Below are 14,151 nucleotides of genomic sequence, written 5' to 3' on the forward strand. Positions count from 1 at the left end.
CAGTGCGCAGCCTGGTCGAACCGCCGCGGCCCCGGCTGCGTCATTACCTGTATGCGGTCAGGCTGGTGGCAGGGGCGAGTAGCAAGACCGCGCTATGGCCGCATCCAGTGCACGGCTATTCCGGCCTCCGGTCGCTCGAATGGGCCGAGGTACCGACGAATACGCTGCGAAGCCTGGCCGGTCCCCATGGGGGAAGCACTAATGACGCCTATCTGTCCAGCCTCGCGCGGGTCATATCGCAGTGGGCGGCACGGCATCACCCGAACTCCGACGGCCACGAGATCCCGATTTCGCTGGCGATCAACAACCGGCGACCCGCGGACGTCAGTGCCCCCGGAAACCAATTCGCCGTCGGGCGTATGACCTTGCCCGGAGACAACGTTCCGTTTGCACAGGGGACGCGGATGACCGCGGTCCGCACCGCGCCGCTGAAGCAGGGGCAGTACCGTGAGGCGATCCGACGACTGGCGGCGAGTGTCCCGCGCCTCGTCATGGAAAGGGCGTTCCGCTCGGCATTGAGTCCGGCGCGAGCCTGCGTGCTCTCCTCACATTTTGTGATCCGGCGCCCGTTGGCGTTCGCCGGCGACCCTGTACATGCGATCGACCCGGTCACCGCGCTGCCCGTCGGCGCACCTGTCTCCATTTTGCTGATCACGTATCAGAAGGTGTCGCGGGCGGTATTCGTGACCGATTCGATCGTGCCCGGCTTGGAAAACCTGCACGAGATGTGGCACGCAGAGGTGAGCGCCGGACGCTGACGCAGCTTATGCCGACGACGTACGGGCGACGACTCGCATCTTCAACCGGCGTGGACCGCTGAACGCGCCCACTTTCGGACGGACACGGCAGTCCGATATTCGTTCCAGTCGCCAGCGGGTGGCGATGGTTGCCAGCGTCAGAATGGTGTCGGGTGTCGCCAGTGTTTCGCCGATGCACTTGCGACCGCCCGCGCCGAAAGGGAGGAACGCGTAACGCGGTATCGCGTGTCCTGGTAACCAACGATCGGGGTCGAACAGGTCCGGATCGGCGTATTGATCGGCGCGGTGGTGGATTATGTAGGGGCTGTAAACGAGGTTGGTCCCTGCGGGAATCGAGTACTCCCCGAGCTGTGTGTCCATCGTGGCGACCCGGGTGACCAACCAGGACGGCGGCCAAATACGCAGGACCTCGGTGACGACTCGAGCGGTCAATTCCAATCGCGGCAGATCCGCGTACGTCGCGTGCCTGCCCTGGAGAACCCCGTCGATCTCGGCGTGAACCCGCCGACGGATATCCGGGTGCTCGGCCAGTGTGAACCATGTCCACGACAGTGCCGCGGCGGTGGTGTCCATGCCGCCGAGGAGGAGTCCGAGAATGGTTTCGACGATTTGTCGGTCGGACAGCTGTGGTTTGTTGCTTGCCGGGTCGCGGGCATTCAACAGCGCGGTCAGCAGATCGGCGTGGTCGGTGGTACTGCCGCGACGCGCATCGATGGCCGCGTAGATGACCTCGTGCAGGCGCGCAGTGGCCCGTGCGTCGCGGCGGTGCCACGGCAGTGCCAGCCGATCCAGCCACGGTGGCAGGATCATGCGCCGCAAGAGTCCGCCGAGCACAGTATCGAGATCGGCGAGAATCCGGTCCTTGGTCGCGGAGTGCATCCCAGCTGGAAAGACAGCGGCCAGAAAGCCTTTCGCGATGATGGTCCGCATTTCCGCGGCGACATCGATGGTTTGCCCATCGTGCCACCCGCCGATCACCGATGCGACGATGTCCGTCTTTGCCGCCATGTAGCCGGGAATGCGTTGTCGATGAAACGCGGGCTGGACCAGGCGGCGCAGTCGGCGGTGTTGCTCATATGGGCACAGCGCCAGTCCTCCGCCTAACAGCGCCCGGCCTTGTTCGTAGAGCGGTCCGCCCTTGTCGAACGTGCGGTCGTCGCGCAGGAGCTGTTCGGTCAGTGCGGGGTCGCAGACCACGACAACACTGGAAACGCCGAAACGCAGCCGCACCAGCGAACCGTGCGCGGGCAAGGACGCCAGAAACGGGCCGAGCCGTCGCAGCTCGGTGAGGTGCCCGATCAGCGGCAGTCCAACCGGAACCGCCGGAATCGTGTCCTTCACAGTGGTCTCCGCGTTCAGACGAATTTCCACCACCAGCGAATGGATTCCGGGGGCTCCGTCGGCGCGAACAACCGGTGCTCGGAGATCTCGTGCATGGCATCCTTCGTCAGGGTGCCGCTCGATTCCGCCGCGTCCATCTTCGTGCCGTATCGCGGCAGCCGTCGCTGCCATTCCAGCGTTCCCCGAACCATATTCGACAATTGCTCCAGATATCGTCGCAGCCCGGGGGAGCCGTCGGCGGCCAGCTTGTGCCGGAGCGCGACGAACAAGGCCATGATCTCCTCGATCAGAGCGCACGCAGCATAGACGGCCTCCTGGTGGGACATGCCGTCGCGGGACGCGATGATCTCCACGATGTTGGATTCCAGGTTGCGCTGGTCCTTCTCCCTGGCGAACGACGCGATATCGGTCGGGACCGTCAGCAGTACCGTCGCCGCGTCGGTCAGCGCACGAACCGGCGGAGATTTGCGAGTAGCGAAATCGAGACAGGACTTTTCGGCCAGCTCGATCAGGACTACGCACGCCAGATCTCCACCATCGGGCGGACGGGCGATCATGTGCTCGTCCACGCTGCGCAGGTAGTCGCCGGACCTGTCCGAGACCCCGCATGCGGCGCCGAGCGCCCAGCGATAGTGCGACAGTACGCACATCATCAGCTGTTCGGCACTGGCACGCGGTTCGACACGGGCCATGATGTCAGCCAGCGCCGCCGCGAAGGAGTCGAAGTCTTCGACGCCGAGTGGTTGGCGCTCGGGGTGCAGAGCATAGTTCATGACGTTGGCCGCAAGATGATTGAAGGCCGTCGGGTTTCGGGACATCGGGCCGCTGTCACAGTAGTGGTCGTCGAACTGCAACGCCCACATCAACCAATCGGCAAGCAGCTGAACACCTTCGGCGTCGCCGTCCGGTGCCCACATGCACGCGAGGTCGCCGGTGCACATGGCGCGGGCCGAACGCAATGCCTGTGGGCCGAAGCCCATTTCGCGGAAGAACTCCTCGGATCGCCGCTGAAATCCGGCGGAGCCGGCATGGTTACGCAGGTCCAACGGGCACCAGATCGGTGGAATCTCCAGTGCGGACCCACCGGATTCGGACTCGGCTCGGCGGGTTGCCTCCGTGGTCGGAGCGTGGATGGTGCGCCGGAGTGCGCGACCGAATGCTGCGGGATCCGGCGGCGTGGTGGGGGTGGCGAGCAGACTCGACACGTCCGCGGCAGTGGTTCCGAGGCCGGTGAGGCGGTGCACGACCGGAAGCGAGAGTGTCATGTGAACTCCTAAATGATTGCTACATCGACGTGTTCGAGCATCGCGGTCGCGTCCGCTACCAATATCGCGATGCCATAGTTTCCGGTGACCAGGTATCTGGCGACGGCATGTTCGTCGACGCCGGTGAAACGGACACTGATGCCGGCACTGTGTTCGTCGGGGACACCGGTCTGATGAAGACCGACGACTCCCTCGTTGTCGACCCCGGTGCGCAATGCGACGATCGACGAACTCTGTCTGTCCGTGACGGGAATGTGTTCGCAAGGGAACAACGGAACTCCGGCCCACGCCGTGATCAGACGATTGCGCACCCGGACGGTTTCCGGCACGAGGCCGCGGCGGTTGCATTCCCGATGAAACGCGGCGATGGTCCGCGGATGCGCGAGCATGAGATCGGCGCTGCGGCATCGAGCGAGCAGCGCATCGAGATCGTCGGGGGTAGGCGGACCGCTGCGAGTGGATAGACGCTGGTCGTAGGCGGTTTCGTGGAGCAGCCCGAAATCGCGGTTGTTGATCAGCTCCCATTCCCCGCGTTCGCGTATCTGCTCGACGGTGAGTCGCAGCTGCTCATCGAACTGGTTCAGTGGCTTGTTGTACAGATCGTTTACGCGGGTATGTATACACAGGACCGACTGAGCCAGCGACAGTTCGTATTCCCGGGGGCCGAGGTCATAGGGGGCTGCTGCAGGGGTGGGTGACAACCAAGATGGCTTGCCGGGAGGCTGGCCTGAGAGGATGTCGCAGTGCCCAAGCCGTATCCGAAAGAGTTCCGCGACGATGTCGTGCGAGTCGCCCGAAACCGCGAAGACGGGGTGACCCTGGAGCAGGTCGCGGCCGATTTCGGCGTGCACCCTATGACGCTGTCGAAGTGGATGCGCCAATCCGACATCGACGACGGAAACAAACCGGGGACCACGCGCAGCGAGTCTGCCGAGTTGCGTGATGCCCGTCGCCGGATCCGGTTGTTGGAGCAGGAGAACGAGGTCCTGCGCCGCGCCGCGGCGTATCTGTCGCAGGCGCAGATCCCGGGAAAAGGCTCTACCCGCTCGTGAAAGAGCTTGCCGCCGAAGGGATTCCTGTGGCGGTGACGTGCCGGGTGCTGCAGCTCGCCCGCCAGCCCTACTATCGGTGGCTGGCCGAACCGGTGACCGCCGGCGAACTCGCCGAGGCGTATCGGGCCGACGCCTTGTTCGATGCCCACCGCGACGACCCTGAATTCGGCTACCGGTTTCTGGCCGATGAGGCCCGCGAGGCCGGTGAATCGATGGCCGATCGGACCGCGTGGCGGATCTGCTCGACCAACCGGTGGTGGAGCGCCTTCGGCAAACGGCGGCGCGGTAAGAACGGCAGACCCGGTCCGCCCGTCCACGACGATCTGGTGCAGCGAAACTTCGTTGCCGATGCTCCGAATCGTTTGTGGCTCAGCGACATTACCGAACATTGCACCACTGAAGGCAAGCTGTATTTGTGTGCGGTCAAGGACGTGTTCTCCAACCGGATCATCGGTTACTCGATCGATTCGCGGATGAAGTCACGGCTGGCGGTGACCGCGGTGAACAACGCTGTCGCCCGGCGCGGCGATGTGGCCGGTTGCATCCTGCACAGCGACCGCGGAAGTCAGTTTCGCTCGAGGAGATTCGTCCACGCACTCAACCGTCACCGCATGGTCGGATCCATGGGCAGAGTCGGCGCGGCCGGTGACAACGCCGCCATGGAAAGCTTCTTCAGCCTGCTGCAACGCAACGTCCTGGACCGTCAGCGCTGGGAAACTCGCGAACAATTACGGATTGCGATCGTCACCTGGATCGAGCGCACCTACCACCGTCGGCGCCGACAGGCCCGGCTCGGCCGGTTGACCCCGATCGAATTCGAAACCATCATGTCCCCAGCAGCCCGACAGGCTGCCTAACCACTGTCACCCAATCCTGCAGCAGCCCCTAGTCGACGAAGGTGGCAGGCACTTCGGCCTCGCCTTTGTGCCCGGCGGCGACGTCGACAACGGCCTCGCCCTTGCCGTTCACTCGCATTCCCGCGGCGGTCATGAAGGCCGTGATGTGTTGCCGCAGATCGGCGTGTGCCTCGAAGATTTCCAGGAACCCGTCCCAGGGAATGACGACTACCTCGGCGGCGGTGCAGGCCCGTACCTCCGCCGACCAGATCGGTTCCTCCTGCAGCAACGCTTCGTCGCCGAGATGGTCACCGTCGGTGAGGTATCCGAGCACATGGGATCCGTCGAAGGAATCGGCGGCTGTTCGTTCCAGCCGCCCGTGGACGACCGCGAGCGCGAACCGCACCGGGCCGCCCTGTTCGACCACAACCTCACCGGCGGCGACGTGGCGCACCTGGCACCGCTGAGCGAGTTGTGTCAGCACGTCCATGTTCCGATATCCGTGCAGCACCGGTATCTCGGTCAAAGATTCTGGTATGACCCGGATTGCACCGTCGCCTGAACGCACGAAACCGACCCGCCCGCGGCTGACGCGCAGTGTTCGCCTGCGGTTGACGCGATAGATCCCGCCGCTCACCTCGATCCACGGCAATTGGTCCAGCAGCCAGCGGTCGGTGATCGACGCTGTTTGCGGCGGCGTTTTCGTGGTGGTGGCCAGGTTGCGCGCTGCGGCGGTGCGCAGCGAACGGGTCGCGATCAGCCCGAGCGTGTTGTCCGGCGGCTCGATCATCGTCTTGCTCATGACGCCCTCATGGTTTCGAATGCGGAGGTGTCGCGACCGGGATCGAGGGTCACGATCCCATCGCGCCGGCCGTTCCAGCCGTAGGCGCTGCCGTGATAGCGGGTGGTCTCCAGGGACCAGCGAAGGTTGCCCGCGCACAACGAATTCAACGTGTTCAGATAGATCGCCACCTCCGGTCGCATCAGGTAGCGATGCCGTAGGACAGCGCACGCGTCCGCCAATTCGGCGTCGGCGATACGGATGAGTTCACCCGTGAGGTCCAGGGCCTGCTGTGGCTGCTGGCGGTGGTTGTGGATCAGCACAGCGACGACGTTGAACAGATCACCGCGGGTGTACTCCTTACGGAACGACAGCAGATCGTTGACCAAGAGCGTGTGCATGGTCGTCGCGCGTTGTGCCCGTCGCAGATCCGGGTCGGCGTCGACCAGCGCGGACAGGTCGATGCCGTGGACGTACTCCCCGCCGATGAGCAGCGGCTGGGGTCCGAAACTGAGTTGCCGGATATCGAGATAGGCGTCGAAATCGGGCAGCACCGCGCGGTCGATGTAGTCTCGCTCGAGCGCGATTCCACGCAGGCAGTCCCGCCAGCCTTGCTGGTAACGCTGGAAGATGCGCTCGGACATGTTGTCGCGCATGGTCTTCCAGATATCGGAGAACGCGGGCGCGTACGGATGATCGGCAGTCCAGTCGACGGCTATCTCATCGAAGGTCGCATCCCGGAGCAGAGCCATGTCGTCAACCTCGAACATCAGTGAGTTCAGGCACGCCGAGTGCAGGACTCTCTCGGGCATCCCGTTCGGGTAGATCAGTGCATCGAACGACGCGTAGCGATGTTCGAAGAACCGAGACATTGCGGCCGAATCGGGAAATGGCAGGAACCGACGGACCCAGGCCGCGTGGTCCTCGTAGATCGTCGGGTACGCGGAGTTGATGCGAGCCCGGGTGTGGCAGACCGGTTCCGGGATGTGCAGCGTGCCGCTGAGCCGGGGCGGCGCCAATGGCGTGGTCATGGCAAGCCCCTTCCAGCGGTCGTCCGCGTGCTGTTCGCCGCCGCGAGCAACGCCGCGTGGTCGGTCAACTTCACGCGCGGCCGACCATTCGCCCGGCCCTCCGCCCGCTCTGCCGAATCGATTGCCCGCCAACCGGAACCGTCGATCAGATCCGGTTGACGGTGTGCCAGCAGCTGCGTCAATTCCGCCCGTCCGCGAGGCGGGGTGGCCAGCCGCCCTGCGCCGAAATCGGCGAACAGGGCCGCGACGGTCTCCTCGGCGTCGGCCCGATTGGTTCCGATCACGCCGTGCGGGCCGCGTTTGATCCACCCGGCGACATAGGCGCCCGGTACCACGTCACCGTGGTCGAGCACCCGGCCATGGTCGTTGGGAATCACTCCGCGATGCCGGTCGAACGGGACGCCCGGGATAGCGAGTCCGCGATAGCCGATACTGCGGAGCACGAGCGACGTCTCGATGGTCTCGATGGTGTCGGTCGGCTCAGCGATTACCGCTCCGTCCCTGCGCCGCAGCGTATTCCGCGCGTACTCGAGCGCTTGCACGCTGTTCGTGCCCCGCAATGCCACGGGCGTGCTCAGGAATCGCAGTGTGATGCGCCGACGGTCGCCGGCGGCGTCCGCTCGCGCGTAATCGCACGCCAGACTCCATTTCAGACGCTGTGCCGGATCGGCTTGGACCGCCGCTGCCTCGGTGGCGTCGAGTCGCAGATCCCGAGGATTCACCCGCACGTCGACACCGCGCAGCTGTGACAGCGCGAGCAGCTCGGGCCCGGTGTAGGCCGCCTGTGCCGGTGAGCGCCGGCCGAGGACAACGACCTCTCGAATCTTGCTGTGGCGCAGCGCTGCCAGGGCGTGGTCGGCGATATCGGTGGTGGCGAGCTCGGCGGGATCGATGGTCAGGATTCGGGCGAGATCCAGCGCCACGTTGCCGTTGCCGATGACGACCGCGCGTTCGGCGCAGAGGTCGAACGCGTGATCGGCGTAGTCGGGGTGCCCGTTGTACCACCCGACGAACTCGGTCGCGGAATGACTGCCGGGCAACCGTTCTCCCTCGATGCCGAGTTCCCGATCCGCCGCGGCCCCGATGGCGTAGATCACGGCGTGGTGATATTCGAGCAGCTCTGCGGGCTGGATATGTTCGCCCACAGTGACATTGAGGTGGTAGGCGAGTGTTTGCCGCGCGCGATCGGCCTCGAAGCGATCGCCGATCGCCTTGGTGCGCTGGTGGTCGGGAGCGATACCCGCGCGGACGAGACCGCCGGGGGTGGGCAGCTTTTCGAACAGATCCACGGTGACCTCGGCGTTCGAGAGCAGCGCGCGGGTCGCGTAGGCCGCTGCGGGCCCGCTGCCGACGACCGCGACCCGCAGCGTGTCATGGCCACGCGGCAGGCTCGGGGCGGCGGGCAGCGGCGCCGAGATGTCGGCGTCGAGCGGGTTGCTCTGGAAGTAGGTCGCGTTGATCTCGGCATAGCGTCGCAGTGGCGCGGTGAGGTCCTCTTCGGCGAAGATCGCACCGACCGGGCACGCGGGAACGCAGGCCCCGCAATCGATACACGTACCCGGATCGATGTACAACATCTCGGCTGTCGCGAAGTCCGGTTGGCCCGGGGCCGGCCGGATGCAGTCGACGGGGCACTCGCTGACGCAGCCGGCGTCATTGCAGCAGCTCTGGGTGATTACGTACGCCACGACTCGCCTCCTCCCGAATCGGGGCACGCGGTTGCTGCCGCGGTGGAAGCTTGTGCGGTAGCGGGGTTTTCGGTGAGCGCCAGCGCCTCTTCGAGCAGCGCGTCGACGATGCGTTCCTCGGGGACGGTCCGTACGACCTCGCCTTTGACGAAGATCTTGCCCTTGCCATTGCCGGAGGACACACCGAGATCGGCTTCGCGTGCCTCCCCGGGCCCGTTGACCACGCAGCCCATGACCGCGATCCGCAACGGGTGGGGGAAACCGTCGAACGCGGCCTCGACACGGGCGGCCAGCCGGTGGATGTCGACCTGTACGCGGCCACAGCCGGGGCAGGACACGATTTCCAGCTGACGTGGCCGCAATCCCAGTGACTGCAGGATGTGATTGCCGACCTTGACCTGTTCGACCGGCGGCGCCGAGATGGACACCCTGATCGTGTCGCCGATACCGTCGGCGAGCAGAATCGCGAACGCCGCCGCCGACTTGATGGTGCCCTGCAGCAACGGACCCGCCTCGGTCACACCGAGGTGGATCGGATAGTCGCAACGCTGAGCCAGCAGCCGATTGGCGGCGATTATGGTGTGCGGATCATGGTGTTTGACAGCGATTTTGAGATCCCGGAAACCGTGCTCCTCGAACAGCGCCGCCTCGTGCAGGGCGGAGTCGACCAGTGCCTGCGCGCTTGCTGTGCCGTGGCGTTCAAGGACACGGGGATCCAGCGAACCGGCGTTGACGCCCACTCGAATCGGCACGTGCGCCGCCGCGGCCGCGCGGGCGATCTCGGCGACCCGGTCGTCGAATTGCCGGATATTGCCGGGGTTGACCCGCACCGCCGCGCATCCGGCGTCGATCGCGGTGAAGACGTAGCGCGGCTGGAAGTGGATGTCGGCGATCACCGGCAGCGGTGACCTGGCCACGATCGTCGCCAGCGCCGCGGCGTCGTCGGGCGTCGGCACGGCCACTCGCACGATATCGCAGCCCGCGGCGGTGACCTCCGCGATCTGGCGCAGCGTGGCGTCGATATCCGCGGTCCTGGTGGTGGTCATGGTCTGCACCGAGATCGGTGCGCCACCGCCGACCGCGACCGTGCCGACGTCGAGCCGTCGTGTTGTCCGTCGGGACAGTGTGGCGGTCATGACGGTTCCCCCTGACCGGCCACGAGCTCATCGAAGGCCACGCATACCGAGTCCGCGATACCCGCACCGGTCAGGCCCGCCGCGGCGAGAATCGCGGCGCGCCCGCCGTGCTCGATGAACCGGTGGGGCAGACCTAGTCCGCGGACCGGAATCCCGGCGCCTGCGTCGACGAGCGCGCGCTGTATCGCGGGCGGGATTCCGCCCGCGGCCGTATTGTCTTCGGCCACAACGATCAACCGATAGCGCAGACACGCACCGACCATCAGCTCCGACACCGGCAGCACCCAGCGCGGATCGATGACGGTGACGCCGATACCGCCTTCGGTCAGCCGGTGCGCCGCCTGCACGCACTCCCCGGCCAGCGGGCCGACCCCGATCAGCAAGACGTCCCGGCGGGGGCCGCGGTACAGCACGTCGACGCCTTGAAAGCGTTCGAGTGCAACGATATCCGTCCCCACCGTCGCTTTCGGGAATCGCACCGCGGTCGGCCCGCTGCCGTCGGCTACGGCCTCCGCCAGCAACTCACCGAGCCGGGTCGCGTCCCTCGGCGCGGCGACACGAAGTCCGGGCACCGTGCTGAGGAGAGAAAGATCCCACATCCCATGGTGGCTCGGGCCATCGGGGCCGGTGATACCGGCACGGTCGAGGACGAAGGTCACCGGCAGCCGGTGCAGTGCCACATCCAGCAGCACCTGATCGAAGGCGCGGTTGAGGAAGGTCGAATAGACCGCCACGACCGGATGCATCCCCGCGATCGCCAGCCCCGCGGCGCTTGCCACGGCGTGCTGCTCGGCGATACCGACGTCGAAGCATCGGCGCGGGAACCGCTGGGCGAATGCGGAAAGCCCGGTGGGTCCGGGCATGGCGGCCGTGATGGCCACGATATCGCTTCGGCGGTCACCGATTTCGACCAAGGCGTCGGCGAAGACCTGGGTCCATGTGGCCGGGGCGGCGCCGGCACCGTCAGGGCGCCGCGCACCTGTGGTATGCAAGCGCTCGGGATCCGAGCATGCGGGCGGATAACCCTGACCCTTGACCGTCATCGTGTGGACGACTACCGGTCGACGCGTGCCGCGCGCGCGACGAAGGGCGGACTCGATAGCCGCGAAGTCGTGACCGTCCACCGGACCGATATAGGTGAACCCGAGATGTTCGAATATGGTCGACATCGCCGGTGCGGCAACGCCTTCGGGTCGGTCGGCACGCAGGCGCCGCAGGTGCGCGGCCAGCGCACCCGCGGTCGGTGCGTACGAGTGCCCGTTGTCGTTGAGCACGACGATCACCGGGCGCTGCGGCGCGGCGCCGATATTGTTGAGCGCTTCGAACGCCACACCGCCGGTGAGCGCGCCGTCGCCGACGACCGCGACGACCGAACGACCGCTCTGCCCTTGCAGTGCACGAGCTTTGGCGATGCCATCCGCGTAGCTCAGTGCCGTCGATGCGTGACTGTTCTCGATCACGTCGTGCTCGGACTCGCGCCTGTTCGGGTATCCCGACAGTCCGCCTGGACTGCGCAGCGTACGGGCGAAGGATGCGGCGCGCCCGGTGAGGATCTTGTGCACGTACGTCTGATGCCCGGTATCGAACAGCAGTGTGTCGTCGGGTGAATCGAACACTCGGTGCAAGGCGATCGTCAACTCCACTACACCGAGATTGGGGCCGAGATGCCCGCCGACGGTCAGTACAGTGTCGAGCACCAGCGCTCGGATCGCCGCGGCCACCTCGGGCAGCCGCTCGATCGGCAGTTCCCGCAGCCGATCCAAGGAACCGGCCAGCGATGACACGCAGCGTGCCGCCGCGTCGAAGGCGTCGTCGGCGCTCAGCGATGCCGGCGCGGTCATGATCGCCGCACCGCTGCCGGCGCCGCGAAAGCCATTGTCTCCACGGCGGTTACGACTTCTTCCACGGTCAACGGGCCATAGTGCCGTAGTTCCTCCAGCACCTCGTCCACCAGTGCGGCCGGGGCCGAGGCGCCTGCCGAGACTCCGATCACCCCGGCGGCACTGATCCACGCCTCCTCGATCGCGGTGGCGTCATCGACAAGGTATGCCGGAATACCGTGGCGGCGCGCCACATCGACCATGCGTTGCGAGTTCGACGAGTTCGCCGAGCCAACCACCAGGAACACATCGCTGCGGGCCGCGACCGCGTCCACCGCACGCTGACGATTGGTGCTGGCATAGCAGATATCGGCGGTCGGCGGGCCCTGCAGCATCGGGAACCGCGTCCGCAGCGCGGCTATGGTCGCCTCGGTCTCCTCGACCGAGAGGGTGGTCTGGGTCAGATAGGACACCCTGGTCTCGTCGGGTACATCGAGTGCCATCGCGGCACCGGGGTTGTCGATGACCACCGTCGCCGAGGGCGCCTCTCCTCGGGTGCCCTCGACTTCCTCGTGCCCGGCGTGCCCGATCAGCACGACGGTGTCGCCGCGCTCGGCGAATCGACGGGCTTCGGTGTGCACCTTGGTCACCAGCGGGCAGGTGGCGTCGACGACGGTCAGCTCTTGCGCGCCCGCCTGGCTGCGCACGGCGGGCGCGACGCCGTGCGCGGAGAAGACCACGGTGGAACCGGCGGGCACTTCGTCGAGCTCGTCGACGAACACCGCGCCCTTTCGCGCGAGTCGATCGACGACATGGGTGTTGTGGACTATCTGTTTGCGTACGTAGACCGGTGCGTCGCGGTCCGGTGCGGCGAGTAGCCGCTCGACGGTTTCGATCGCCCGCTCCACGCCGGCGCACAAGGACCGCGGCGCGGCCAGCAATACAGTTCGGTGTTCGGACATCGTCTTGTCCTCGGGTCGGTGCGGCGCTAGCGGCGGGGAGCGGCGACGTCGACGTGTTCCAGGATTCCGATCGCGTCCGGAACCAGCGCCGCCACAGAGAAGTACGAGGTGACGAGGTAGGACATGATCGCGTGCGTGTCGACGCCCATGAACCGCACATTCAGACCGGGCTCGACCTGATCGGGGATGTGGGCGGGACGCAACCCGACGACGCCCTGATTGCCCTCACCGGTGCGCATCGCGATGATGGCGGAGGTCTGCGTATCACTGACCGGAATCTTGGGCAGCGGAAACAGCGGCACCCCGCGCCAGGACAGCATGCGGCGAGCGCCGACATCCACCATCTCCGGGACCAATCCGCGGTGGCTGCATTCCCGCGCGAATGCCGCGATCGCCTTCGGATGCGCGAACAACCGGTCGGTGCCGCGCCGCATGGACAGCAGTTCGTCCAAGTCGTCGGGTGTGGGCGGCCCGGAGTGCGTGGCGATGCGCTGGTCGTAGTCGGCATTGTGCAGCAACCCGAACTCACGGTTGTTGACCAGTTCCCACTCCTGCTTCTCCTTGATCTCCTCGATGGTCAGGCGCAGCTGCTGCTCGACCTGGTTCATCGGGTCGTTGAACAGGTCCGCCACCCTGGTGTGCACGCGCAGCACGGTTTGCGCCAAGGACAATTCGTACTCTCGCGGGTTCAGCTCGTATTCGACGAAGGTGGCCGGAATCTCGGGCTCGCCCTGGTGGCCGGAGGAGAGGTCGATCACGGCCTCGCCCTTGGAATTGACGCGCCGGTTGGCATGGGAGAGAACCGCGTTCAGATGTTCACGCAGGCTCGGCGCCTGCTCGTACAGCTCTACGTACCGGCTCCACGGCAGGGCCAGCAGGGTGCCCGAGGTGACCGCGCGAACGGTGGCGGTCCAGAGCGGATCGGGCTGGGTGAGGGCCTCGTCTCCGAGATGGTCGCCGTCGGTCAGCACGCCGAGCAGCTCGGCGTCGCCGAAGCTACCTGTGGTGATCCGCTCGAGGCGGCCGTGCGCGATCAGGAACAACTCCTGCACCGGCTGGCCTTCTTCGAGAATGACGTCGCCCGCGGCGAATTCGCGAGGCTCCAACAACTGCGCGACGCGATTCAGGACGTCGATGTCCTCGTAGCCGCGCAGGATCGGAATCTCGCTGAGTGTTTCCGGTACGACCTGTACGTTGTCGGCTCCGGTCTGTACGAACGACACCCGCCCACGTCCCCGGCGGAAGGTGAGCCGCCGGTTGACCCGGTAGATGCCGCTGTTCACCGATACCCACGGCAGTTCGCGCAGCAGCCAACGTGAGCTGACTCCGGCCATCTGCGGCGGAGTCTTGGTGGTCGTGGCCAGATTGCGCGCGGCGATGGTGCTGAGGGAGTGCCGGACCGTGGTTTCGGCGGGGAGATCAGGCTGATCGGCGATGGTTTCGGGCTGGACGGTCATGGTTGTTGCCTCCTGTCGATGGGA

The 14,151-nt window shown here is 66.1% G+C and carries 12 protein-coding genes; 2 read left to right on the forward strand and 10 right to left on the reverse strand.

All coding sequences use genetic code 11. The features are described 5' to 3' along the window. The first annotated feature begins 2 nt into the window (after nucleotides 1–2). Complete coding sequence (locus F5X71_RS36925) at nucleotides 3–758, forward strand: hypothetical protein (protein WP_238815894.1); 756 nt, start codon at nucleotides 3–5, stop codon at nucleotides 756–758. A 6-nt stretch (nucleotides 759–764) separates the two neighbouring features. On the opposite strand, the gene F5X71_RS14645 is transcribed toward F5X71_RS36925, so the two are convergent. From F5X71_RS14645 to F5X71_RS14650, 3 genes are read right to left on the reverse strand one after another with little or no spacing between them, the layout of a single operon-like run. Then, entirely contained in the window at nucleotides 765–2,132 is a 1,368-nt protein-coding gene (locus F5X71_RS14645) for a cytochrome P450 (protein WP_238815895.1), read from the reverse strand. After that, on the reverse strand, nucleotides 2,114–3,364 hold the full coding sequence (locus tag F5X71_RS36930) for a terpene synthase family protein (RefSeq protein WP_238815896.1): 1,251 nt from the start codon (nucleotides 3,362–3,364) through the stop codon (nucleotides 2,114–2,116). Before F5X71_RS36930 ends, F5X71_RS14645 begins: the two co-directional genes overlap by 19 nt. A gap of 8 nt (nucleotides 3,365–3,372) precedes the next feature. Further along, nucleotides 3,373–4,215 (reverse strand): hypothetical protein, encoded by an 843-nt coding sequence (locus F5X71_RS14650; protein ID WP_167460071.1) that lies wholly within the window; start codon nucleotides 4,213–4,215, stop codon nucleotides 3,373–3,375. On the opposite strand from F5X71_RS14650, the gene F5X71_RS14655 reads away from it, so the two are divergent. Beyond that, nucleotides 4,108–5,273, forward strand: a protein-coding gene (locus tag F5X71_RS14655) for an IS3 family transposase (protein ID WP_238815430.1) whose coding sequence is annotated in 2 segments (ribosomal slippage) — nucleotides 4,108–4,392 and nucleotides 4,395–5,273 — 1,164 coding nt in all. Because the reading frame shifts where the segments join, the coding sequence is not laid out codon by codon here. The genes F5X71_RS14650 and F5X71_RS14655 overlap by 108 nt on opposite strands. Before the next feature lie 28 nt (nucleotides 5,274–5,301). On the opposite strand, the gene F5X71_RS14660 is transcribed toward F5X71_RS14655, so the two are convergent. Genes F5X71_RS14660 through F5X71_RS14690 form a run of 7 tightly spaced genes read right to left on the reverse strand, consistent with a single transcriptional unit; the run spans nucleotide 5,302 to nucleotide 14,127 of the window. Then, a complete protein-coding gene (locus F5X71_RS14660; RefSeq protein ID WP_167462456.1) occupies nucleotides 5,302–6,054 on the reverse strand; it encodes a cyclic nucleotide-binding domain-containing protein in 753 nt (250 codons plus the stop codon). Next, nucleotides 6,051–7,064 carry a terpene synthase family protein gene (locus F5X71_RS14665; RefSeq protein ID WP_167462457.1) on the reverse strand — a complete coding sequence of 338 codons (1,014 nt, stop codon included), beginning with the start codon at nucleotides 7,062–7,064 and terminating at the stop codon, nucleotides 6,051–6,053. Before F5X71_RS14665 ends, F5X71_RS14660 begins: the two co-directional genes overlap by 4 nt. After that, nucleotides 7,061–8,752 (reverse strand): 4Fe-4S binding protein, encoded by a 1,692-nt coding sequence (locus F5X71_RS14670; protein WP_167462458.1) that lies wholly within the window; start codon nucleotides 8,750–8,752, stop codon nucleotides 7,061–7,063. The genes F5X71_RS14665 and F5X71_RS14670 overlap by 4 nt, the downstream gene beginning before the upstream one ends. After that, the gene (ispG, locus tag F5X71_RS14675; RefSeq protein WP_167462459.1) at nucleotides 8,740–9,888 is read right to left on the reverse strand and encodes a flavodoxin-dependent (E)-4-hydroxy-3-methylbut-2-enyl-diphosphate synthase; all 1,149 of its coding nucleotides are present in this window, start codon (nucleotides 9,886–9,888) and stop codon (nucleotides 8,740–8,742) included. The genes F5X71_RS14670 and ispG overlap by 13 nt, the downstream gene beginning before the upstream one ends. Beyond that, nucleotides 9,885–11,729 carry a 1-deoxy-D-xylulose-5-phosphate synthase gene (locus tag F5X71_RS14680; protein WP_167462460.1) on the reverse strand — a complete coding sequence of 615 codons (1,845 nt, stop codon included), beginning with the start codon at nucleotides 11,727–11,729 and terminating at the stop codon, nucleotides 9,885–9,887. Before F5X71_RS14680 ends, ispG begins: the two co-directional genes overlap by 4 nt. Then, the gene (ispH, locus tag F5X71_RS14685) at nucleotides 11,726–12,670 is read right to left on the reverse strand and encodes a 4-hydroxy-3-methylbut-2-enyl diphosphate reductase (RefSeq protein ID WP_167462461.1); all 945 of its coding nucleotides are present in this window, start codon (nucleotides 12,668–12,670) and stop codon (nucleotides 11,726–11,728) included. The genes F5X71_RS14680 and ispH overlap by 4 nt, the downstream gene beginning before the upstream one ends. Nucleotides 12,671–12,696: 26 nt before the next feature. Next, on the reverse strand, nucleotides 12,697–14,127 hold the full coding sequence (locus tag F5X71_RS14690) for a family 2B encapsulin nanocompartment shell protein (protein WP_167462462.1): 1,431 nt from the start codon (nucleotides 14,125–14,127) through the stop codon (nucleotides 12,697–12,699). Nucleotides 14,128–14,151 lie beyond the last annotated feature (24 nt).

Source organism: Nocardia brasiliensis (assembly GCF_011801125.1).
Classification (GTDB): Bacteria; Actinomycetota; Actinomycetes; order Mycobacteriales; family Mycobacteriaceae; genus Nocardia; species Nocardia brasiliensis_C.